Here is a 23,091-nt window from a genome sequence, read left to right as displayed (position 1 = left end):
GCGATGAAGGGGGCCTTTCTCTCGCCGGGCGTGAGGAAGGCCCCCTTCATCGCACTCCGGCTCACCGAATTCCGGCCTGATGTGCCTCCGGATCGAAGTAGATCTTGCCGGCGTCGGTGCGGCGCTCGTGCGCGGTGCCGCTGATGACGACGCCGTTGGTGAAGTAGGTCGGGGTGACGCTGGGACGTTCGTGGAACGGCGCGCGGTTCGCGTCCTCGCCGCCGGCGCTGAACGCGCGCTCGCCCCAGCCGAAGGCTTCGTGGCCGTAGAGCATGGCGGCGTACCAGGCATAGCTGAACTTGGCGGCGTCGAAGGGGGAAGTGCCGGCGGTGGTCACCGAGAGCACGCGGAAGTCGTGCCGGGCCTGGTATTCGCGGAGCTGCTCGGCGCGGGTGCGCCATTCGGCCGGGTCCTGGTAGTCGCCGTCCTTGATCGCGTGGCTTTCCAGGAAGTAGAAGTCGGTGGCGTCCAGGTGGACCGGACCGGGGGTCGGGTCGAAGACGTCCGCCGGGCGCCAGGCGTTCGCGATCACGGTGAGGCCCTGCGCGTGGATCCGGTCCACCACGTCGTTCTGACGGTTGCGTTTCGCCGCGTCGCTGCCGGTCTGGAAGTCGAAACCGAACTCGTCGACGAGGATTCCGTCCACGCCGAGGTCCTTCCAGAGCCCGGCACGACGGTCCACATCGGACGCTCCGAGCGGGAGGTAGCCGAACATCCTCGTCACGCCCGCGGTGTTCCACCGGACGTTGGCGATGATCTCCCTGGTCCGCGTGTGGTCGTCGTGCGTGGGTTCCTCCAGGCCACCGCCCAGCACCACGTACTCGTAGTAGGAGAAGGTCCGGCCCGCCTCGACCAGGTTCCCGCCCGCGCCGTTGACCATGCTGGGGTAGCCGTAGTAGACGAGGAGCTTCCGCGGCCGCGGCCGGTCGTACCACGGGGTCCGGACGAACTTCTCCCAGATGCCGATCGCGTCGCCGTTGACCAGCACCCGCTTGCCGCCGCCGTTCTCCGCCTGCACGTACTTGCGGCCCTCCTTGGCCTGCAGGGCGATCGTGCCGTCGGCGTTGGTGGTCAGGCCGAACCGCTCCCAGTCGCCGCCCACCGACCCGCGGTTGGCCACCACCGGCTGCCCGCCGTAACCGCCGCCCTGCGCGCACCAGTACTGCCCGTTGGTGGCCCGCAGCGACACGAACGGCACGCCGTCGTCCAGCAGCACGACTTCCTGGTCCCGGTTGTCCCGGTTGACCACCACCCGGCCGCCCCCGCCGAGCTCGGCCCGCACGTACTGCCCGCCGGCCGCGCGGAACGCCACCCGCCCGCCACCGAGCTCGACCAGGTCGAAGGTCTCCCACTCGCCGGCCACCGGCCGGTTGGCCAGCAGCAGGTCCCCGCCCCGCCCCACGGCACACAGGTAGCTGCCGTCGTGCGCGCGCAGGTGCACCTTCGACCCGCCCGCGGGCACCACGACGAACGTCTCCCAGTCACCCGCGGGCGCGCGCCGGGCCAGCAGCAGGCCACCCCCGCCGCCCTCTGCGGACACGTACCGGCGGTTCCCGGCGGTGCTGCTCGCCGGCTCCAGGGTGATCCGGTTGTCGCCGAGCTCGGTCCTGGTGAAGATCTCCCAGGGCTCCGGCCCGCTCTCCGGCGGCACCACCAACTCACCCTCGGAGCCCCGCAGCCGAACGAACTGGTTGCCGTACGCGCGCAGGCTGAATCGCCGTGCCACAGTGCCTCCGCTGACTCCCTGCCGTGTTCACACGTAACCGGCGGGATCAACGACTGGGCCGGAATTAAGTTGCTGGTTAAGGCTGGCGCTTCGCCAGCGAGTGATCAGTTGAACACGGTCTCGCCCCAGAAACCGCCCTCATGGACACCCGGTGGGCAGGCAAAAAGTCCCGAACCGGTGTGCTCGACGTACTCCATCATCCGGTCGAGAGACGCCATCGCCTGCTGCATGGGCACGAACTGTTTCCGGGAGTCCCGGTTGAAACAGATGAAGAACAGCCCGGCGTCGAGATGGCCGAGGCCGTCCGAGCCGTCGGTGAAGTTGTAGCCGCGGCGCAGGATCTTCGCGCCGCCGAGGGCCTCCGCGGAGACCAGCCGGATGTGCGCGTCGTCCGGCACGATCGGCTCGCCGCCGACGCCACGCACGTGCAGGTCGACCTGGTCGAACTCGGCGAGCTGGCCGAGCGCCGCGCCGCTGCCCTTGTGCCGGCCGATGATCGACTCCTGCTCGGCCAGCGAGGTGCGGTCCCAGATCTCGATGTGCATCCGGATCCGGCGGGCCACCAGGTAGCTCCCGCCGACCATCCAGTCCGGACCGTCCGACCGGGAGACCCAGACGTGTTCGCGCAGCACGTCGGCCTCCTCGGCCTTCGGGTTGTTCGTGCCGTCCTTGAAGCCGAACAGGTTCCGCGGTGTGGCCTGCGCCGTCGAGGTCGACGAGGTGCGGCCGAACCCGAGCTGCGACCAGCGCACCGCGACCTTGCCGAAGCCGATCCGGGCCAGGTTGCGGATCGCGTGCACGGCCACCTGCGGGTCGTTCGCACACGCCTGCACGCAGATGTCCCCGCCGGAGCGCCGCGGATCCAGGTCGTCGTGCGGGAAGGCGGGCAGGTCGATGAGCGCCTCGGGACGCCGGCCGGACACCCCGAACCGGTCGTCGAACAGCGCCGGACCGAACCCGATCGTCAGGGTGAGCGCCGAGGCCGGCAGGTCGAGGGCCTCGCCGGTGTCCGCCGGCGGCGCCTCGGGGGAGCCGCCGACCGCGCCGTTCTCCTTCGCCTCCTGGCCCGCCGTCATCCGCTCGGCCGCCCGTGTCCAGTCCTTGAGCAGCGTGACGAGCTCGTCCCGCTTCCGGGTGGTGACGTCGAAGGCCACGAAGTGCATCCGGTCCTGGGCCGGCGTCACGATGCCGGCCTGGTGCTCCCCGTGGAACGGCACCGCGCTCGCGGCGGACGCCGTCCGGGCCACCTCGACGGGCGCGCTGGCCCGCCCCGCGAGCACCCCCGCCGCGCCGCTGACGCCCGCCACGGCGGCCCCCGCACCGGCCACCCCGAACAGCCGCCGCCGGGACAACTGAGTCACTTGGTCACCACCTCGGCGACCTTGCTGATCGGCTCGCCCAGCGCGTCGATCGACTCGGCCAGCGCCTTGATCTCGTCCTGGGTCAGGTCGGTGTAGAGCTTGAAGCCGTCACCCTTGCGGTGCTTGCCGAGCAGGTCCTCCACGGCCTTGAACTTCTCGTCGACGGTGGACGCGAGGGTGGCGTCCCGCTCCTGCACGACCGGGCGCAGCGCCGCCACCGCGGCCTTCGACCCGTCCACGTTGGCCGCGAAGTCCCACAGGTCGGTGTGCGAGAACGTGTCCTCCTCACCGGTGATCTTCCCGGTGGCCACCTCGTCGAGCAGCTCCTTGGCGCCGTTGGCGAGCTGCGCCGGGGTCAGCTCCACGGTCTTGGCCTTGGTCACGATCTCGTTCACGTCGGCCAGCAGCGCGTCGGCGATCGCCGGCGCGTCGGCCTGCAGCCCGGTCACCCAGAGGTCCTTCTCCAGCCGGTGGAAACCGGTGAACTGCTGCCCTTCCTCGAGGTCCGCCTCCCGGGCGTCGATCTTCGGATCCAGGTCGCCGAAGCTCTCCGCCACCGGCTCGATCCGCTCCCAGTACGTGCGCGCGACCGGGAACAGCGACTTGGCGTCCTCGACCTTGCCCGCCTTGACCGCGTTCACGAACTCGGTCGTCTTGGCCAGCAACGGGTCCACCTGCGAGTTGACGTAGCGCTGGTAGCTCTTCGTGGCCTCGGCCAGCTTCGCGTTGGCGTCGACCTGCTTCTGGGCGTTGCCGTTGACGGTGAAGTCGGTCCGGATCCCGTTGCCCTGCATCCCGGGCTTGCACGCAGCCTGGTACTTGCCGCCCTCGGCCACCTCGGTGATCAGCTTTCGGGTCACGCCCGGGGCGATGTTCTCCACCTCGCCCATGATCCGGTCGCCCTGGGCGTACAGGTAGAACTCGGTGACCCGGTTGCCCTTGTTGGTGACCTCGAAGGTGAGCGTGCCGGCGTCGGCGGAGGTGCGGGCCAGGGTGCAGGCGTCGTCCTTGGCCTCCACGGTGATCGCGCCCCCGGGCGCGGCCTGGTTGCCGTTGCCAGTGTCTCCACACGCGGCGAGGGCGAGCGGGGTCAACACCGCGAGGCTCGTGGCGGCCGCGCGGAGGAAGGTCGAGCTCACTTAGTTCTCCTTGACGGTGACGGGTTGGCGGGCCGGCGCCTCCCCTGCGGGCGCCGGAGTGGATGCCTTGCGGGGCATCAGGAACAGGGTCAGCACCAGGCCGACGTAGAGCACCCAGGCGACGGCCTGCAGGACCGTGGTCTGGGCGGAGTAGTTGAAGAAACCCTTGAGCAGTGCGCCCACCCAGGAGTCCTCGGGCAGCGGGCCGGACAGGTCGAAGGCCAGCGTGTGCAGGCCGGGCAGCACCCGCCCCTCCTGCAGGTCGTGCAGCCCGTAGCCGAGGATCCCGGCGGCCACGAAGATCAGCAGCACGCCGGTGATCTTGAAGAACTTCCCGAGATTGAACGTGATCGCGCCGCGGTAGATCAGGTAGCCGAGGACGACCGCGGTCCCGATGCCGATCAGGAAGCCGGTCAGCGGCTGCGTGGTGCCCTGCCCGGCGGCCTCCACGTTGGCGTAGAACAGAACCGTGGTCTCCAGGCCCTCCCGGCCCACCGCCAGGAAGGCCATCAGCACCACCGCGACCGGGCCGAGGCGCAGCGCCTCGGAGAGCTTCCCGCGCAACTCCGCGGCGATGGTCCGGGCCGTGGCCCGCATCCAGAAGATCATCCAGGTGACGAACGCGACGGCGACCAGCGACATCGTGCCGCCGAAGATCTCCTGCTGCTCGAAGGACATCTGGGTGCTGGTGTAGGTGATGACGGTGCCGAACCCGACGGACAGGGCCAGCGCCGCGGCCACCCCGGCCCACACCCAGCGCAGCGACGCCCGCTTGTCCGTCTTGACCAGGAACGCGACCAGGATGCTGACCACGAGGGCGGCCTCGAGGCCCTCCCGAAGTCCGATCAGCGCGCTGCTGAGGAGCACGGTCCGCCTCCGATATTGGAATACCTAACCTTACAAAACTTAGGTAAGGCTCTCCTCGTTGTCCAGCCCGCCCTCTTCCCACTTCACCCGTAACCTGGTGGCGTGCCCCACTCCCGAGCCCGCCGGCTGGCCGTGCCGATCGTCCTGATCTGCGCGTTTCTCGTCGTGGTCGTGGTCATCGTGGTGGCGGCGCTCGGCTCGGCGGGCCCGTCGCGGTCGTCGCGGGCCGAGCCCCGGTTCGACTACCCGGCGCTCGAGGTGGCACCGGGCTCGGCGGTCCCTTACCCCGGCGGCACGGTGGCCGCCGAGAAGCTGGCGCAGCGGACCGACATCCCGGAGCGCACGGTGCGGGCCTACCTCGCTGCGGAGACCGCGATGGCGAGCCGCGCACCGGCGTGCAAGCTGACCTGGGCGACGCTCGCCGGCGTCGGGCGCGTCGAGTCCCGGCACGGGCGCACCGGTGGCTCCGCGGTGGGCGCGGACGGGCGGCTCTCCCCGCCGGTGATCGGCATCGCGCTGGACGGCTCGCCGGGCGTGCGGGCGATCCGCGACACCGACCGCGGCCGGCTGGACGGCGACACCGCCTGGGACCGCGCGGTCGGCGCCATGCAGTTCCTGCCGTCGACGTGGGCGCGCTGGGCCACCCGGGCCAGCTCCGACGGGGCGCCGCCCGACCCGCAGAACGTCGACGATCCGGCGAGTCCCCGTTTCAGGCCCGCGAGTCCCCGTTTCAGGCGCGTGAGTTCCCTGTTCCGAACCGGGAACTCGCGTGCTGGAAGCGGGGACTCGCGTGCTGGAGCCGGGGACTCGCGGGCTTACCGGCCGCGGTCGACGGCGATGCGGGCGCTGATCTCGCCGAGGGCTTCCTGGTACTCGGGCACCGGGTGCATGGCCGCGGCGATGCGGAGCTGGGTCTGGGCTTCGGGGTAGCGGCCGAGGCGCTGGAGGGTACGGCCGAGGGCGAAGCGGGCGTAGTGGTCGGTCGGGTCCAGTTCGATCACCCGTTGGAACGCCGCCTCGGCGCGGCGCAGTTGAGCTGAGCCCAGGTACGCGCGGCCGGCGAGGAGGTGCACGCTCGGCTTGTCGGGTTCGGCGTCGAGCACGGGCGCGAGCGCCGCCAGGGCGTCCAGCGGCCGGCGTTGCGCGACCAGCGACTCGGCCCTGCGGAACGCCTCGAAGGTGCCTGTCCCGTCCTCGGTCATGGTCCGCTCAACGCTACCCGCGCGGCCCCTGTTCCAACACCAATCACGCTCTGTTCACTTTCGCCCGCGCGTGCCTCCAACGGGGGACAGGAGGGCACGGTTAGGCTCGGCGTTGACTTGTGTCCGGGCGGGGCGTTTGAGGAGCAGCAGGTGGCGGTCATCGAGCAGGTCGGCGCGCGGGAGATCCTGGACTCGCGGGGCAATCCCACCGTGGAGGTCGAGGTCGCGCTCGACGACGGCACGCTGGCCAGGGCCGCGGTGCCCTCGGGCGCGTCGACCGGTGAGCACGAGGCCGTCGAGCTGCGGGACCAGGACCCGAACCGGTACGGCGGCAAGGGCGTGGAGAAGGCCGTGACCGCGGTGCTCGACGAGATCGGGCCCGAGCTGGCCGGGGTGGACGCCGTCGACCAGCGCATCGTCGACCAGAAGCTGGTGGATCTGGACGGCACGCCGGACAAGTCGCGGCTCGGCGCCAACGCCATCCTCGGCGTCTCGCTCGCGGTGGCGAAGGCGGCGGCCGAGTCCAGCGGGCTGGAGCTGTTCCGCTACCTGGGCGGGCCGAACGCGCACGTGCTGCCGGTGCCCATGCTCAACATCCTCAACGGCGGCGCGCACGCCGACACCGAGGTCGACGTGCAGGAGTTCATGATCGCCCCGATCGGCGCCGAGTCGTTCCGGGAGGCGCTGCGCTGGGGCGCCGAGGTCTACCACTCGCTCAAGTCGGTGCTCAAGAGCCGCGGGCTGTCCACCACCGTCGGCGACGAAGGCGGTTTCGCGCCCAACCTGCCCAGCAACCGTGAGGGTCTCGACCTGATCCTCGTCGCCATCGAGAAGGCCGGTTACGCGGTGGGCCGGGACGTGGCGCTGGCCATGGACGTCGCGGCCACCGAGTTCTACGAGGACGGCGCGTACACCTTCGAGAAGACCAAGCGCAGCGCCGAGCAGCTGATCGCCTACTACACCGAGCTGATCGGCGCCTACCCGCTGGTGTCGATCGAGGACCCGCTGGCCGAGGACGACTGGGACGGCTGGGTGCGGCTCACCGACGAGATCGGCGAGCGGGTCCAGATCGTCGGCGACGACCTGTTCGTGACCAACCCGGACCGGCTCGAGGAGGGCATCGAGCGGCGCGCGGCGAACGCCTTGCTGGTGAAGGTGAACCAGATCGGCACGCTCTCCGAGACGCTGGACGCGGTGGCGCTGGCCACCTCCTACGGGTACCGCAGCATGATGAGCCACCGGTCCGGCGAGACCGAGGACACCACGATCGCCGACCTGGCGGTGGCCACCGGCGTCGGCCAGATCAAGTCCGGCGCCCCGGCCCGCACCGACCGGACGGCCAAGTACAACCAACTGCTGCGGATCGAGGAGACCCTCGGCGACGCCGCCCGCTACGCCGGCGACCTCGCCTTCCCCCGGTTCACGCCGGAGGCCTGATCCCGATGGCCGGGCGCGAGGCGGACCGGGGAGACCGAAACCGGCGGACGAGGCGCGGCACCGGCGCGCCGAACGCCCGGCCGGAGAGCGTGCGCTCCCGCCGCGCTCCAGCCAGCTCCTCGGACGCCCCGCGCCCGCGCCGGCCGCAGCGCCCGGTGCCCAAGCCGCGCCGGCACCCGGCCGCGGTGCTCGGTCTGTCCACCACCCGCCGGGCGGCCATGCTCGCCATCGTGGTGTGCGCGCTGGCGCTGAGCGTGGCCGTGCCGCTGCGCACCTACCTCGGTCAGCGCACCGAGGTGGACATCCAGGAGCAGCGCCAGGCGGAGCTGCGCATCCAGGTCGAGCAGCTCGAGCAGCGCAAGGCCCAGCTCAACGACCCGGCCCAGGTGGAGGCCGAGGCCCGCCGCCGGCTGCGCTACGTCCGCCCCGGCGAGACGCCCTACATCGTCGAGCTCCCCGGCGACCACGACAACGCCGCGAACGGCGCCCCGGCCCAGCAGTCCCCGCAGCAGCAGTCCTGGTACGAAACCCTGTGGAACGCGGTCACCGATGCCGGAAGGTAGCAGCCGTCCGAGCGGGCCGGCGGTGTCTGGACTGACGAGCAGCGCAGGGAGCGAGCGTCAGCGAGTGACCGAGCAGCGCAGGAGGGAAGGCACCGCGTCAAGGCCCGCTCCCGCGAGCGGAGCGAGCCCAATGTCACCGCCCGCTCCCGCGAGCGGAGCGAGCCAGTTAAACACGGACCGGGCGGTCGTGGCCGCGCAGCTTGGGCGGGAGCCGCGGGCGTTGCGTGGGATCGCGGCCCGGTGCCCCGGCGGGCATCCCGCGGTGATCCAGACGAACCCGCGACTTGCCGATGGCACACCGTTTCCCACGCTCTACTACCTGACCTGCCCACGGCTGACGGCCCTGGTCAGCCGGCTGGAGGCGAGCGGGCTGATGCGGGAGATGACCGAGCGGCTGGCCGCCGAGCCCGAGCTGGCCGCGGCGTACCTCGCCGCGCACCGGGCCTACCTGGCCGAGCGGGACGCGATCGAGCCGCTGGGCACCGACGTCAGCGCGGGCGGCATGCCGGGCCGGGTGAAGTGTTTGCATGTGCACGTGGCGCACGCGCTGGCGGCCGGCCGCGGGGTCAACCCGTTCGGCGACCAGGCCCTTGACCTGCTTCGTGACGAATGGCCGGCAGGTTCGTGTGCGGGTGACCAATCGGCCGACGAGAGCCGTACGAAAGGGCAACTTTGACCGACCACCGGCCCTTTCTGGTAAGCGTGGTTCGTGAAATGGTGACCTAGGGCGACTCATAAGGCAGTGTGGTCTACCGGACGAGGGACTCGACCGAGGGTGGTTTCAGTGGGTGCGGCGAAAAGGGACATACGGGCCACGCGAGCGACCCAGCGTATGCGCCGCAGACGCCGCAAGGTCGCGGTAGCTGCCGCCGTGGTGCTGCTGGCGCCGGCCATCGCGTCGGGTGAGCCGGCGGTGCTCGGCACGCCGGATGCGGAGGCGCTGAAGGACGTCGGTCGCGGGCTGGTCGGGCTGACCGACCCGGACGACGTGAGCGCCGACGGCGAGGTCTCCGACAACGATCAGATCGGCGTGGACCTGCTGCGCGACGCCGGCAACCCGGACGCGCTCAAGCAGGAGGGCCTGGACCTGCCGGTCGGCCCGCTCGGCATCCCCGGCGTGATCCTGCAGGCCTACCAGCGCGCGGCGGCGACGATGGCCAAGCTGGCGCCCAACTGCCACATGGACTGGTCGCTGCTGGCCAGCATCGGCCGGATCGAGAGCAACCACGCCCGCGGCGGCCGGGTGAACCCCAACGGCGACACCGTGGACCCGATCCTCGGGCCGGTGCTCAACGGCGGCGGCTTCGCGGCCATCGCGGACACCGACGGCGGCTTCTTCGACGCCGACAGCCGTTGGGACCGCGCGGTCGGCGTCATGCAGTTCATCCCGTCCACCTGGCGCCAGTACGCCTCCGACGGCAACGGCGACCGGCGGTCCAACCCGCACAACGTGTTCGACGCGACGCTGGCCGCGGCGAAGTACCTCTGCTCCGGTGGCCTGGACATGGCCAACCCGCAGCAGCGGGCGACCGCGGTGTTCCGGTACAACCGCTCCGACAGCTACGTGCGCACCGTGCTGATCTGGGCCGACGCGTACGCCAAGGGCGTCACGCCGCTGCCGAGCGACTCGGTTCCCGCGCTGCAGAACGCGATCGGGCCGAGCCTCCCGCCGGCCAGCGACGGCGGCTCGAACTCGGGCACCTCGAATCCGCCGTCCTCCGACGGCACGACCACGACGACCACCACGACTACGACGACCACCACCACCTCGAGCTCGACGACCACGACGGTGCCGCCCACCTGCGACCCGACCACCACGACACCGTCGGGCACCGACCCGACCACCACGACGCCGACCCCGCCCGACCCGAACTGCACGACGACCACGACCGAGCCGTCGACCACCACGCAGCCCAGCACCAACACCGGCACGGGCGGCGACAGCAGCGGCGGCCCGACCAGCTCGAGCCAGGCCGAGCAGTCGTCCACCCAGGCCGAGCAGTCGTCCTCTGCGGTGGAGATCACCACGACCCCGGCCCCGCCCGCCGACTCGTCCTCGAGCTCGCTGGCGGCGTCGGAGCCGACGAGCCCGGTCGGCCCGTAGCCGAGTGCGGTGAATGACGCATTCGCCGCGTTCAGCGCGGTGAATGAGTCATTCACCGCGGAGCACTAGGCTCGGCGGTCATGAGCAGGGTTGCGGCGATCGACTGCGGGACGAACTCCATCCGGCTGCTGGTCGCGGACGTGACCCGGCGCGACGACGGGTCGTTCGTGCTGCGCGACGTGCACCGGGAGATGCGGATCGTGCGGCTCGGCGAGGGGGTGGACGCCACCGGCCGGTTGTCGATCGCGGCGCTCATGCGGACCAGGGACGCGCTGGCCGATTATGCGCTCACCGTGCGGCGTAAGGGATCCGAGGCGGTGCGGATGGTGGCCACGTCGGCCACCCGGGACGCGAGCAACCGGGACGACTTCTTCAGCATGACCCGGCGCGTGCTCGGCACCGAGGCCGAGGTGATCACCGGGGACGAGGAGGCGCGGCTCTCGTTCACCGGCGCGGTCGGCGACCTCGAGCCGGCCGACGGCCCGTTCGTGGTGTCGGACATCGGCGGCGGGTCGACCGAGCTCGTGGTCGGCACCTGGGACGGCGCGCAGGCCGAGGTCAAGGCCGCGCGGTCGGTGGACATCGGCTGCGTGCGGATCACCGAGCGCTGCCTGCGGTCGGATCCGCCCACCGCGGACGAGGTCCATGCTGCCCGTGAGCTGGCCGGGCGGGTGCTGGCCGAGGCGTTCGACCAAGTGCTGGGTCCCGGCGCCCGAGGGCGGGCCGGAGGTCCGCCCGAGGAGCCGGCCTACCCGCCTGCCAGCGCGCGGCTGACAACGGGAGCCGGTCACTCGACCCAGCACCCGCGAATTGACACCGTGCCGGCCGCGGACGCGAAGACCTGGGTCGGGGTGGCGGGCACGATCACCACGCTGTCCGCGGTGGCGCAGGGCCTGCCGGAGTACGACTCGGAGCGCACCCACCTGTCCCGGCTCTCCCCGGACGAGCTGCGGCGCACCACCGACCGGCTGCTGGCCGCCAGCCATGCCGAGCGCGCGGCCAACCGGGCCATCCACCCCGGGCGGGTCGACGTGATCGGCGGCGGGGCGCTGATCGCCCTCGTGCTGGCCGAGCAACTCCAGGCGCGCGCCGGAATTTCCGAGCTCCTGGTCAGCGAGCACGACATTCTGGACGGCATTGCTTTGTCGCTTGTGTAGTCACCGCCTTCACGGTCAGCCACTTTCAAGAGCGGGATAGCCGCCAAATGGGTTAATTGCCGCCGATCGTGACTGCTTTGTGACGTGGTCGGAGGTTAGTTCGAATCTTGACCGCAGTTAGCTTCTCCCATTCCGGGAACAGTGGGGCCCGGTCGGCGGCCATGACGGCCGAGCGCGCGCGAGTTGGCGAACGAGCTTGGGAGGAGATCGAATGCGTAGGTCACGGTGGGTGCTGGGCGCGGCCATGCCGCTCACCCTTGCGTTAGTCATCTCGGGTTGTGGCAGCTCGGGCAGCGGCAGCGGTGGGGGCGGCGGCGGAGCCGAACAGCAGGCCAAGAACGACAGCACCGAGATCAGCGTGTTCAGTACCGAACCGGAGAACCCGCTGGTTCCGGGCAACACCAACGAGACCGGCGGCAGCAAGGTGGTCAGCGCCCTGTGGACCGGGCTCATCGACTACGACCCGGCCAGCGGCGAGCCGAAGAACAGCAACGCGGAGAAGATCGAGACCGCGCCGGACGGCAAGTCCATGACCATCACCCTGAAGAAGGGCTGGAAGTTCCACGACGGCACAGACGTCAAGGCGAAGAACTACGTCGACGCCTGGAACTACACCGCTTACAGCCCCAACGGTATGCAGCTCGCCAGCTTCTTCGCGCAGGTCAAGGGATTCTCCGACGTCAACACGCAGGACCCGGACGGTGAGGGGCCGCAGAAGGCGCCGGAGCCGAAGGCCAAGACCATGTCCGGCCTGCAGGCCGTCGACGACTCCACGATCAAGGTCGAGTTCACCGAGCCGCACCCGATCTTCCGGGTGAAGCTGGGATACAGCGCCTACTTCCCGATGCCCGACTCGTTCTTCAAGGACCCCAAGGCGTTCGAGGCCAACCCGGTCGGCAACGGGCCGTGGAAGTTCGTCTCCCGGGTGCCCAAGCAGGAGATCAAGATCGAGCGGAACGAGGCCTACCTCGGCGAGGACAAGCCCAAGATCAAGAAGGTCACGTTCACGTTCCCGGAGAGCGCCGACGCGGCCTACGCCCAAGTGAAGGGCAACCAGCTGGACTTCCTCGACACGATCCCGCCGTCGGGCCTGGCCGGCAACGTGTGGAAGACCGACCTCGCCGGCCGCTCCGGCAGCTCGGAGATCCTGTCCATCCAGGTGATCGCCTTCCCGCTGTACGACCCCAAGTACCAGAACGCCGACTTCCGCAAGGCCATCTCCATGGCCATCAACCGGGAGGAGATCACCCAGAAGATCTTCGAGGGCAACCGCAAGCCGGTGGACGGCTACGCCGTGCCGAAGGTGCCGGGCTGGACCGACGGCGCGTGCGATGACCTGTGCAAGTTCAACCCGGGCAAGGCGAAGGAGCTGTTCGCCAAGTCCGGCTGGAAGGGCACCGTGGAGATCACCAGCAACGCCGACGGCGGGCACAAGGAGTGGGTCGAGGCGGTCTGCGGCAGCATCAAGAACACCCTCGGCGTGGACTGCCAGTTCGTGCCGGTGCAGGCGTTCGGCGAGATCCGCAAGAAGATCAACGCCCACCAGATGAACCAGATCTACCGGGCCGGCTGGCTGGCCGACTACCCGCTGGTGGAGAACTTCCTGAACCCGATCTACCGGACCGGCGCGTCGTCCAACGACAATCTGTACTCCAGCCCCGCGGTGGACGCGAAGCTGGCCGAGGCGGACAAGGCGGCGACCGAGGAGCAGGCCTACAAGCTCTACCACGAGGCCGAGGCCCTGATCGCGCAGGACATGCCGCAGATCCCGCTGTGGAACACCCCGGCCCAGTGGGGGGCCTCGGACAAGCTCAAGAACGTCCGGATGACCCCGAAGCGCGAGCTCGACCTCTCCTATGTCGAGATCGCCTGATCATCAGTTGAGCTGACGGTGGCCTTTGCAGCGCCCTCGCGTGCAAAGGCCACCTTCGGCCACCCACCACCAGGGCGGTCAAGGAGAACATCATGGGGCGATATGTCCTTCGCCGGCTGCTCCAACTGATTCCGGTGTTCATCGGAACCACGTTTCTCATTTATGTGCTCGTCTGGGCGCTGCCCGGCGACCCGTTTGCCGGGCTGTGCGGAGAACGGCGCTGCCCGGACGCCTTCATGGCGAGGCTGACCGACAAGTACAACCTGAACGACAATATCGTCGTCCAGTACGTGAAGTATCTCGGCGCGCTGGTTCAGGGTGATTTCGGCGAGACGTTCTCCGGCCAGTCGGTCGGCCAGCTCATCTCGCTGCGCTTCCCGGTCTCGATCCGGCTGGCCCTGGTCGCGGTCGCCATCCAGATCGTCATCGGCGTCACCGCGGGCGTGGTCACCGGCCTGCGCGGGCGGGGCTACCTGGACAACCTGGTGCTGGTGTCCACCCTGTTGCTGATCTCGCTGCCGGTGTTCGTCACCGGCTTCCTGCTCCAGCAGTTGCTGTTCAAGGGGGAGTGGAGCTTCCTGCCGGTGACGGTGTCCGCCCAGGCCCGCTGGAACGAGCTGCTGGTGCCCGGGTTCGTGCTCGGCGCGCTGTCCATGGCCTTCGTCACCCGGCTGACCCGCACCTCCGTCGCCGAGCACCGGCGGGCCGACTACATGCGCACGGCGCTGGCCAAGGGCCTGCCGAAGCGGCGCATCGTCGTGGTGCACCTGCTGCGCAACTCGGCGATCCCGGTGGTCACCTTCCTCGGCACCGACCTCGGCAACCTGATGGGCGGCGCGATCATCACCGAGGGGATCTTCGACATCAAGGGCATCGGCGGCCTGGTCTACCAGTCGATCCTGCAGAAGCAGGGGTTCATCGTCACCGGCATCGTGGTCCTGCTGGTGATCATCTTCCTGCTCATCAACCTGATCGTCGACCTGCTCTACGCCGTCCTCGACCCAAGGATCCGCTATGACTGACCCGACCTCCGCGGCCGCCAGCGCCGCCGTCGCCGAGCACGTCGGCGACTACGTCACCGCGGCGCCGGCCGACGGGAAGCCGGGCAAGCCACGCAGCCTGTGGACCGACGCGTGGTACGACCTGCGCCGCCGGCCGATGTTCATCATCTCGATGGCGCTGATCGCGTTCATCCTGGTGATGGCGATCTTCCCGGGCCTGTTCACCTCGGTGGACCCGACGCACCAGGACCTCAGCCACAGCCGGGAGACCCCGTCCGCGCACGCCTGGTTCGGCTACGACATCCAGGGCCGCGACATCTACGCCCGGGTGATCTACGGCGCGCGCTGGTCGATCCTGGTCGGGGTGCTGGCCGCGGGCCTGACCGTGCTGATCGGCGGCACGCTGGGCATCCTGGCCGGCTACCTCGGCGGCTGGCTGGACAGCGTGCTGTCCCGGCTGGCGGAGATCTTCTACGGGCTGCCGTTCGTGCTCGGCGCCATCATCATCCTCACCTCGTTCCGCTCGGCCGGGGTGAACGGCGCGTTCGCCATCGTCGGCGCCGTGGTGCTGTCGATCTCGTTGCTGTCCTGGCCGGTGTCCATGCGGATCATGCGGTCCGCGGCGATCTCGGCCAAGCAGCAGGACTACGTGAAGGCGGCCCGCGCGCTCGGCGCCAGCACCCGGCGGGTGATCATCAGGCACCTGCTGCCGAACTGCCTGGCGCCGGTGCTGGTGTGGGCGACGATCGCGCTGGGCGCGTTCATCGGCGTGGAGGCGACGCTGTCGTTCCTGGGCATCGGGCTGCGCAGCCCCGCGGTGTCCTGGGGCGTGATGATCGCCGACTCGCGGAACTTCATCCGGGTGGCACCGCACCTGCTGTTCTTCCCGGCCGGGTTCCTGGTGGTGACCGTGCTGTCGTTCGTGATGCTGGGCGACGCCGTGCGCGACGCCCTCGACCCGAAGCTGAGGTAGCACATGACCGTGGGGAAGACCTTGGCGAACACCATCGAGCCCGGGGAGGTGCCGGACGCGCCGCTGCTCGAGGTCGAGGACCTCTACGTGGAGTTCCGCACCCGGGACGGCGTGGCGAAGGTGCTCAACGGGGTGAGCTACCACGTCGAGGCCGGCGAGACCCTGGCCGTGCTCGGCGAGTCCGGCTCCGGGAAGAGCGTCACCGCGCAGACGATCATGGGCATCCTGGACACGCCGCCCGCGGTGATCACCGGCGGCTCGGTGCGCTACCGCGGCGAGGACCTGCTCAAGGCGTCGGAGGAGCGCCGGCGCGACATCCGCGGCGAGGGCATCGCGATGATCTTCCAGGACGCGCTGTCCGCGCTGAACCCGGTGTTCACCGTGGGGTTCCAGATCGAGGAGCAGCTGCGGGTCCGGCGGGGCATGAGCCGCCGGGAGGCCCGCAGGCGGGCGGTCGAGCTGCTCGACCTGGTGCGCATCCCGAACTCGGTCCGGCGGGTCCGCCAGTACCCGCACGAGTTCTCCGGCGGCATGCGGCAGCGCGCGATGATCGCCATGTCGCTGGCGCTGGATCCGGACATGCTCATCGCCGACGAGCCGACCACCGCGCTGGACGTCACCGTGCAGGCGCAGATCATGGACCTGCTCGCGGAGATCCAGGCGGAGCTCCGGATGGGCCTGATCCTGATCACCCACGACCTCGGCGTGGTGGCCGAGGTGGCCGACCGGATCGCGGTGATGTACGCCGGCCGGATCGTCGAGCAGGCCGACGCCCCGTCGCTGTACCGGTCGCCGGGGCACCCGTACACCGCGGCGCTGCTCGACTCGTTACCCCGGTTGGACCAGCGCGGCCAGACCCTGAACACGATCAAGGGCCTGCCGCCCAGTTTGCTCAACATTCCCTCCGGATGCCCCTTCCATCCGCGCTGCCGCAGGGCGCAGGATGTCTGCCGGTCCGAGGTCCCCCGCGACATCCGCCTGGGCCTCGGGCGGACCAGCGCCTGTCACTTCGCCGAGGAGGTGGTTGCCAAATGAGGCCGCGGCAGTCAGGGCGACCACCGGGCGCGCTCCCGCCGAAGTTTGCGCAGGGCCGCGGACAAGGCTGGGTGGTTGCGTCCCATGGCTGAGTTCGCGGGCGAGCCGATCCTCGAGGTGCGGGATCTGGTCAAGCACTTCCCGGTGCGGGTGGGTGTGCTGTTCAAGCACACCGTGGGGCAGGTGCGGGCGGTCGACGGGGTGTCGTTCGAGCTGCGGCCCGGCGAAACCCTCGGTGTGGTGGGCGAGTCGGGCTGCGGAAAGTCCACTTTGGCCCAGGTGCTGATGCGGCTGGAACCGCCGACCAGCGGCACGGCCACGTTCGAGGGCCGGAACATCTTCACGATGCGCGGGACGGAGCTGCGCCGGTTGCGCCGCAACATCCAGATCGTGCTGCAGGATCCGTACACCTCGCTGAACCCGCGGATGACCGTCGGGGACATCGTCGGGGAGCCGTTCGAGATCCATCCCGAGGTGGCGCCGAAGAGCTCGCGCCGGGACAAGGTGCGCGAGCTGCTCGACGTGGTCGGCCTCAACCCCGAGCACATCAACCGGTATCCGCACCAGTTCTCCGGCGGGCAGCGGCAGCGCATCGGCATCGCCCGGGCGCTTGCGCTGCGCCCCAAGGTGATCGTCTGTGACGAGCCGGTGTCCGCGTTGGACGTGTCGATCCAGGCGCAGGTGATGAACCTGCTCGGTGAGCTGCAGGACGAGTTCGGACTGTCCTACGTGTTCATCGCGCACGACCTGTCGGTGGTGCGGCACCTGTCCGACCGGGTCGCCGTGATGTACCTCGGCAAGATCGTCGAGATCGGCTCGGAGGAGCAGATCTACGAGCACCCCATGCACCCGTACACGCAGGCGTTGCTGTCCGCGGTGCCGGTGCCCGACCCGACGCTGCGCGGCGAGCGCCAGGTCATCCGGTTGGAGGGGGACGTGCCGAGCCCGGTGAATCCGCCGTCCGGCTGCCGGTTCCGCACCCGCTGCTGGAAGGCCGCGGAGATCTGCGCGGCCGAGGAGCCGGAGCTGGTGTCCCGCGGCGGCGGGCACCCCAGTGCGTGTCATTACGCGGAGGAACGGTCGGTCGTGCCCTAACGTCGGGGCAACAGTTAGGGCGTATGAGGAAAGGGAGATATCGCGTGAAGCGAAGGAGGACCGCACTGGCCCTGGCGACCACCCCACTGGTCGCCGGGTTGGTGTTAGCGGTCGTGCCGGGGGCCGAAGCCCAGCCGGACCTGTCCGGTAAGACCATCGAGTACAACGTGCTCACCACCGAGGGCGGCAGCGTGGACGCGGCCGCGGCGGCGGTGCGCGCGAACGGTGGCACCGTGGTGAAGAGCAACCGGGCCGCCGGCCTGCTCACGGTCAGGGCGCCGGAGAACGGCTTCACCGCGCGGCTGGCCCGCAGCGGTGCCGTGCAGGACGCCGCCAAGGTCAGGTCGATCGGGCACGTGCCGAAGGCCCGGCAGGCGCCGCGGCCGAGCGTGGTGGAGAAGGAGAACCGGGAAGGCGCGGCGAAGTCGAAGGCGAAGGCCGCCGCGACGGCCGGCATGGACCCGCTCGACGCGCAGCTCTGGGGCCTGACCTCGGTCCGCTCGAACCTGGCCCGCACCAAGCAGGCCGGCGACAGGCGCGTCAAGGTCGGCATCATCGACACCGGCATCGACGGCAGCCACCCGGACATCGCGCCGAACTTCGACCTCGCCGACTCGCGCAACTTCACCCAGGACATCCCGTTCGACGAGCTCGGTCAGGAAGTCGACGGGCCGTGTGAGTTCCGCGGCTGCGTCGACCCGGCCGACTGGGACGACGGCGCGCACGGCACGCACGTGGCCGGCACCATTGGCGCGGCCGTCAACGGCCAGGGCATCTCGGGTGTCGCGCCGAACGTGACGTTGGTGAACATCCGCGCCGGCCAGGACTCCGGGTTCTTCTTCCTGCAGCCGACCGTGGACGCGCTGACCTACGCCGGCGACGCCGGGATCGACGTGGTCAACATGTCGTTCTTCACCGACCCGTGGCTGTACAACTGCACGAACAACCCGGCCGACTCGCCGGAGCAGCAGGCCGAGCAGCGCCTCGTCATCCGGGCCGTCACCCGGGCGCTGAACTACGCGCACCGGCACGGCGTCACCATGGTCGCCGCGCTCGGCAACGAGCACACCGACCTCGGCCACCCGCTGCCGGACGCCACCAGCCCGGACTACCCGGACGGCACCGCGCACGACCCGGCCCGGACCATCGACCCGGCCACCTGCCTCACGATGCCGACCGAGGGCCCGAACGTCATCGGGGTCAGCTCCTACGGTCCGTCGCGCAAGAAGGCCGACTACTCCAACTACGGTGCCTCGCAGATCTCGGTGTCCGCCCCCGGCGGGTTCTTCCGTGACTTCTTCGGCACGCCGTTCTTCCGCACCAACGAGAACCTGATCCTTTCGGCGTACCCCCAGCACATCGGCGTGATCGAAGGCAACATCGACGACGCCGGCAACATCACCGAGCAGGGCGTGGCACTCGGCGTGCAGAAGGACTGCAAGAACGGCGCCTGCGGGTACTACCAGTTCCTGCAGGGCACCTCGATGGCCTCCCCGCACGCCACCGGCGTGGCCGCGCTGATCGTCAGCCAGTACGGCAGGTTCAACGGCGGCGACGCCGGCATGAACCCGGCCAAGGTGCGGGACGTGCTCGAGGGCACCGCCTTCAAGATCCCGTGCCCGGTCCCGCCGACCCTGTCCTACGCACAAGAGGGCCGGCCCGCCGAGTTCGACGCGACCTGTGAGGGAACGCTGCAGTTCAACGGTTTCTACGGCCACGGCTCGGTCGACGCCTGGGCCGCCGTGACCCGCGGCAACCAGTTCCTCCGCTAGTCGTCACGGAAACCGAGGTGGCCGCTGTCCGTCCCGTGTGGACGGACAGCGGCCATTTTCTTTGGTCAGCCAGCCTGGCTCGGGTTCGCGACGAAGACCATCTCGCCACGGTTCGCGATCACCGAGATCTCCTGATCAGGCAGTGTCCACTCGGCAGGCATGGCGAACCGGAGCGTGTAGTCGGGTCCGGGCGCCAGACCGGGGAACTCGAAGTGGCCGTTGCCGTCGGTGGTCGTGCGGCCGACGACGTGGCCGTGGCCGTGCACCAGGGTGACGCCGACACCGGGCAAGCCGACAATGGGCTGGCTCGGATCGGGCGTGACGCTGGGCACGGTGACGCGTGCGCTCAGGGTGGCCGCCCCGCCGGGCACACGCACGGTGTCGCCGGCAACGGGGCCCGTCTCGTCCAGCACACCGTCGGCGTAGTTGAAATCGCACCCCACGATGGCGTAACCGAAATCGACCGCGGATGCTGGTAACGGCTCGGACACGTCGAACACGCTGGTCCGGCCCGGGGGAATGGTCACCCCGGCCATGTTCGCGGCCAGCGCTCCCCAGCCAGGTCCCACACCGTTCAGTGAGGGACCCTCGTCGGCGCGGTTGCAGCTGGCGACGATTCCGGTGAGCGGGATCGATCCCGAGTTGCGCAGTGCGATCCGCACGTGGGCGACGTCGCCGGGCCGGTACTTGTTCCTGGTGAACTTCATTGACGCGTGCAGAGCGCCGTTCAGCGGCGGAACCGCCCGGAACAGCAGATTGGAGTTGTCGTGGGCGGCGTCGATGGTCAAGGGCACGAATCCGAAGAGAAAATCGGGCACGGTCCCGGTCAGCCCGTACGCGGCCGTCGGGATCTCACCGAAGTCGAACCGGCCGCCGGCATCGGTCGTCGCCGTCACGGAGAAGACGAAGCGGAAGTTCAGCGTCATCGTGGCGCCGGGCGCCTCCTCGCCGTTGTCGAACACCCCATTGCCGTTACGGTCACCGAAGATCGTTCCGGCCACGTGGCTCGTGACGAGCGTGATCGGTGCGGTGAAGGCGAACGAGGCCACGCCGAACCCGGACTGGTCGAACACGAAGCCGGTCAGCGTCACGGTATCGGCGTCCAGCTTTCCCTGTTGTCCGGTCAGCGTGGTCTCGAAGGTCGCGCCCGGCTCGATCGTCGCCCCGGGCTGGCCGAAGAAGCGGTTGAGCGCGCCCCACTGCGCCGGGTCGAACTGCAGGTCCGTCGGGACGGAGGTCATGAAGGTGGTGGCACCCAAGCCAACGGCCCGCTCGGTGCCGACGTTCCGCACTCGGACCGTGATCGAGATCTGCTCGCCGGTGCGGTACACCGGCTTGTCGAATTCGGCCGAAACCTCGAGTTGTGGCCGCTCCGTCGATGGTTGTGCCGCGGCCGGGTCCGCCGCGGCGGAGGAAATGGCGGTAAGCACCGCCAGGCAGGTTACTGTCGCGCGCGAGAACAATCGCGCGCCGGCTTTCCCGACCAAGAAGTCACCCCATCATGTGTCATGACGCCGGTCACCAAGGCGCCGGCGTTCCCCAGCACCACCTTCATCGCGCGGACCGTAGCCCGTGTGAGGGTGCCTGAGTCACGAAGCGCGGGCGCAGAATTTCCTGGTGGATCAGCGGTTCGACGCGGCGGTGATGAAGTCGGCGATGTCCTGGGACTGTTTGAGGCGGCTGGGTTCGTGGACGTACATCATGTGGCCGGCTTCGTAGTACTCGGTGGAGATGTTGCCGCGCAGCTCGTCCGGGATGGCGAGCCGGGCGATGACATGGTCGGTGGCGTAGTACGGGGTGGCCCCGTCGTGGTAGCCGGACGCCACGTGGATCTTGAGGTGCGGGTTGGCGCGCATCGCGGTGGCGAGCTTGTCGGTGACGGTCACGTGGGAGTTCTCGAACTCCTTGTACGACCAGGTGGTGTTCACACCCATGCTGAGGATCTCGTAGGGCAGATCGTTCGTGTAGTTCAGCTCCGCGTGCAGGTAGTGGTTCAGCGCGGCGGTGTAGGAGCCCATGATCGCGCTGTGCGACGGGTCGTCGGTCCAGCGCTCCCGGCCGTAGTCCTGGTCCCAGCCGCTGAACCGGCCGTCCAGCCGGCCCACCACGAGGCGGCGGTCACGGAGCAGCTCGGTGTAGAACCGCACATGCTCGACGCGCAGGTTCACCCGGTCCACGAAGTCCTCGGAAAGCCCGGTGAGCGCGGCGATCTTGGCCACCGCCGCCGCACGCTCCGCGGTGGACAGCCGGCTGCCCCTGGCCAGCACCGCGGGGTAGTCGCGGTCGGCGAACTCCTCGGCCTCGGCCAGCACGTCGGCGAGCGTCCGGTCGCCGTGCCGCCCGTGGTAGTGCGCGATCGCCGCGTACGTCGGCAGGAACATGACGTACGGCTGATCGTTCCCCTCGGAGAAGTCCAGCACGCCGAAGTCCATCGCGGTGGAGATCAGGATCAACCCGTTGAGGAACATCCCGTACCGGTTCTGCAGATGCAGGGCCAGCCCGCCGGCGCGGGTGGTGCCGTACGACTCACCGGCCAGGAACTTCGGCGACATCCAGCGCCCGTTGCGCGACATCCACAGCCGGATCACCTCGCCGACCGACTCGATGTCACCCTGGTAGCCGTGGTAGTCGCCGGGTTTCTCACCGGTGGCCGCCCGCGAGTAGCCGGTGGACACCGGGTCGATGAACACCAGATCGCTGTGCGCCAGCAGGGTTTCGGTGTTGTCGGTCAGCCCGTACGGCGGCGGCACCAGGTTTCCGACGTCGCCGCAGAGCACCCGCCGCGGCCCGAGCAGTCCGAGGTGCAGCCACACGCTCGACGACCCCGGTCCGCCGTTGAACGCGAACGTGACGGGCCGCTTCGCCGGGTCCGCACCGTCCACCGTGTACGCGGTCACGAACACCTCGGCCTTCGGCACGTGCCCGTCGAACTTGCCGTCCGTGATCACCTCCTTGCGCAGCACGATCCGGCCGGTGGTGGCGGTGTAGTTCACCTTGCGACGCTTGATGGTGAGCGAGTGCTCCGTGGTCACCAGGTCGTCCACCGGCTCGGCCGGCTTGCTCCCGGTGCCGTTCTTGTCGCTGGTCTCGCTCGTCTCGCTCGCGGGCTCCGTCATGGCTCGCACCCTACGTGTTGACCTTCGACCCCGGCCATCCACAATCGGCGGGTGCCCACCACCCTGGCCGAACTGGACCAGCAGGTCACCGCCTGCCGCGCCTGCCCCCGCCTCGTCGCCTGGCGCGAGGAGGTGGGCAAGGTCAAACGCGCCGCCTTCCGCGACCAGGACTACTGGGCCCGCCCCGTCCCCGGCTTCGGCCCGCCCGACGCGCGTCTCCTGATCGTCGGCCTGGCCCCCGCCGCCCACGGCGCCAACCGCACCGGCCGAATGTTCACCGGCGACCGCTCCGGCGACTTCCTCTATCCCGTGCTCCACGCCGTAGGCCTGGCCTCCCAGCCAGTCTCCGTCTCCCGCTCCGACGGCTTACAACTGCACGGAGTCCGCATCACCGCCCCAGTCCACTGCGCCCCACCCGCCAACAAACCCACCCCCCTCGAACGCGACACCTGCCGCCATTGGCTCGAATCCGAACTCACTCTCCTCCGCCCCACCCTCCGCGCCATCCTCGTCCTCGGCGCCTTCGGCTGGCAGTCCCTCCTCCCCCTCCTCCCCACCATCGCCTGGCATGTCCCCACCCCCCGTCCCCTCTTCACTCACGCCACCCACAGAGAACTCCCCGCCATCGACAACGGCCCGTCCCTCCACCTTCTCGGCAGCTACCACGTCA

The 23,091-nt window shown here is 69.8% G+C and carries 20 protein-coding genes; 13 read left to right on the top strand and 7 right to left on the bottom strand.

Going from position 1 to position 23,091, the window contains the following annotated elements; translation table 11 throughout:
- Positions 1 to 61: 61 nt before the first annotated feature.
- The 4 genes from VGR06_RS37315 to efeU all read right to left on the bottom strand — a co-directional run bounded on the left by VGR06_RS37315 (position 62) and on the right by efeU (position 5,093).
- Positions 62 to 1,726: a hypothetical protein gene (locus tag VGR06_RS37315; RefSeq protein WP_327563936.1), complete on the bottom strand. Its 1,665-nt coding sequence runs from the start codon at positions 1,724 to 1,726 to the stop codon at positions 62 to 64.
- A 104-nt stretch (positions 1,727 to 1,830) separates the two neighbouring features.
- Positions 1,831 to 3,087: an iron uptake transporter deferrochelatase/peroxidase subunit gene (gene efeB / locus VGR06_RS37310; RefSeq protein ID WP_327563935.1), complete on the bottom strand. Its 1,257-nt coding sequence runs from the start codon at positions 3,085 to 3,087 to the stop codon at positions 1,831 to 1,833.
- Positions 3,084 to 4,226, bottom strand: a complete 1,143-nt coding sequence (efeO, locus tag VGR06_RS37305; protein WP_327563934.1) for an iron uptake system protein EfeO — start codon at positions 4,224 to 4,226, stop codon at positions 3,084 to 3,086. The genes efeB and efeO overlap by 4 nt, the downstream gene beginning before the upstream one ends.
- Positions 4,227 to 5,093, bottom strand: coding sequence for an iron uptake transporter permease EfeU (efeU, locus tag VGR06_RS37300; RefSeq protein ID WP_327563933.1), 867 nt, complete (start codon positions 5,091 to 5,093; stop codon positions 4,227 to 4,229). It abuts the gene before it with no gap.
- 102 nt (positions 5,094 to 5,195) lie between these two features.
- Here efeU and VGR06_RS37295 point away from each other — a divergent pair, with 102 nt between their 5' ends.
- Positions 5,196 to 6,023 carry a murein transglycosylase gene (locus tag VGR06_RS37295; RefSeq protein ID WP_327563932.1) on the top strand — a complete coding sequence of 276 codons (828 nt, stop codon included), beginning with the start codon at positions 5,196 to 5,198 and terminating at the stop codon, positions 6,021 to 6,023.
- Here VGR06_RS37295 and VGR06_RS37290 read toward each other — a convergent pair.
- Positions 5,909 to 6,295, bottom strand: coding sequence for a tetratricopeptide repeat protein (locus tag VGR06_RS37290; RefSeq protein WP_327563931.1), 387 nt, complete (start codon positions 6,293 to 6,295; stop codon positions 5,909 to 5,911). The genes VGR06_RS37295 and VGR06_RS37290 overlap by 115 nt on opposite strands.
- Before the next feature lie 150 nt (positions 6,296 to 6,445).
- On the opposite strand from VGR06_RS37290, the gene eno reads away from it, so the two are divergent.
- The 11 genes from eno (at position 6,446) to VGR06_RS37235 (ending at position 19,305) form a co-directional block, all read left to right on the top strand.
- The gene (gene eno / locus VGR06_RS37285) at positions 6,446 to 7,732 is read left to right on the top strand and encodes a phosphopyruvate hydratase (RefSeq protein WP_327563930.1); all 1,287 of its coding nucleotides are present in this window, start codon (positions 6,446 to 6,448) and stop codon (positions 7,730 to 7,732) included.
- Positions 7,733 to 7,737: 5 nt separating this feature from the next.
- Positions 7,738 to 8,295 (top strand): septum formation initiator family protein, encoded by a 558-nt coding sequence (locus VGR06_RS37280; RefSeq protein WP_327563929.1) that lies wholly within the window; start codon positions 7,738 to 7,740, stop codon positions 8,293 to 8,295.
- A 130-nt stretch (positions 8,296 to 8,425) separates the two neighbouring features.
- Positions 8,426 to 8,971 (top strand): DUF501 domain-containing protein, encoded by a 546-nt coding sequence (locus VGR06_RS37275; RefSeq protein ID WP_327563928.1) that lies wholly within the window; start codon positions 8,426 to 8,428, stop codon positions 8,969 to 8,971.
- A gap of 156 nt (positions 8,972 to 9,127) precedes the next feature.
- Positions 9,128 to 10,399, top strand: coding sequence for a lytic murein transglycosylase (locus VGR06_RS37270; RefSeq protein WP_327563927.1), 1,272 nt, complete (start codon positions 9,128 to 9,130; stop codon positions 10,397 to 10,399).
- An 80-nt stretch (positions 10,400 to 10,479) separates the two neighbouring features.
- Entirely contained in the window at positions 10,480 to 11,556 is a 1,077-nt protein-coding gene (locus tag VGR06_RS37265) for a Ppx/GppA phosphatase family protein (protein ID WP_327563926.1), read from the top strand.
- A gap of 211 nt (positions 11,557 to 11,767) precedes the next feature.
- A complete protein-coding gene (locus tag VGR06_RS37260; protein ID WP_327563925.1) occupies positions 11,768 to 13,429 on the top strand; it encodes an ABC transporter substrate-binding protein in 1,662 nt (553 codons plus the stop codon).
- Between the two features lie 92 nt (positions 13,430 to 13,521).
- A complete protein-coding gene (locus VGR06_RS37255) occupies positions 13,522 to 14,451 on the top strand; it encodes an ABC transporter permease (RefSeq protein ID WP_327563924.1) in 930 nt (309 codons plus the stop codon).
- On the top strand, positions 14,444 to 15,403 hold the full coding sequence (locus tag VGR06_RS37250) for an ABC transporter permease (protein WP_327563923.1): 960 nt from the start codon (positions 14,444 to 14,446) through the stop codon (positions 15,401 to 15,403). Before VGR06_RS37255 ends, VGR06_RS37250 begins: the two co-directional genes overlap by 8 nt.
- Before the next feature lie 3 nt (positions 15,404 to 15,406).
- The gene (locus tag VGR06_RS37245) at positions 15,407 to 16,438 is read left to right on the top strand and encodes an ABC transporter ATP-binding protein (RefSeq protein WP_327563922.1); all 1,032 of its coding nucleotides are present in this window, start codon (positions 15,407 to 15,409) and stop codon (positions 16,436 to 16,438) included.
- Positions 16,439 to 16,522: 84 nt separating this feature from the next.
- The gene (locus VGR06_RS37240) at positions 16,523 to 17,533 is read left to right on the top strand and encodes a dipeptide ABC transporter ATP-binding protein (RefSeq protein WP_327563921.1); all 1,011 of its coding nucleotides are present in this window, start codon (positions 16,523 to 16,525) and stop codon (positions 17,531 to 17,533) included.
- Positions 17,534 to 17,556: 23 nt separating this feature from the next.
- Positions 17,557 to 19,305, top strand: a complete 1,749-nt coding sequence (locus VGR06_RS37235) for a S8 family peptidase (RefSeq protein WP_414637405.1) — start codon at positions 17,557 to 17,559, stop codon at positions 19,303 to 19,305.
- Positions 19,306 to 19,370: 65 nt separating this feature from the next.
- Here the strand turns inward: VGR06_RS37235 and VGR06_RS37230 are convergent, their stop codons facing one another.
- Positions 19,371 to 20,735: an SdrD B-like domain-containing protein gene (locus tag VGR06_RS37230; RefSeq protein ID WP_327563920.1), complete on the bottom strand. Its 1,365-nt coding sequence runs from the start codon at positions 20,733 to 20,735 to the stop codon at positions 19,371 to 19,373.
- Between the two features lie 192 nt (positions 20,736 to 20,927).
- Positions 20,928 to 22,421: a S10 family peptidase gene (locus tag VGR06_RS37225; protein WP_327563919.1), complete on the bottom strand. Its 1,494-nt coding sequence runs from the start codon at positions 22,419 to 22,421 to the stop codon at positions 20,928 to 20,930.
- 51 nt (positions 22,422 to 22,472) lie between these two features.
- Between VGR06_RS37225 and VGR06_RS37220 the strand changes: the two genes are divergently transcribed.
- On the top strand, positions 22,473 to 23,091 hold a 619-nt coding region (locus VGR06_RS37220), incomplete at its 3' end, for a uracil-DNA glycosylase (protein WP_327563918.1).

Source organism: Actinophytocola sp. (assembly GCF_036002505.1).
Lineage (GTDB): Bacteria > Actinomycetota > Actinomycetes > Mycobacteriales > Pseudonocardiaceae > DASYTH01.
The sequence above is the reverse complement of the archived record's forward strand: the minus strand, read 5'-3'. Positions and strand labels throughout refer to the sequence as shown.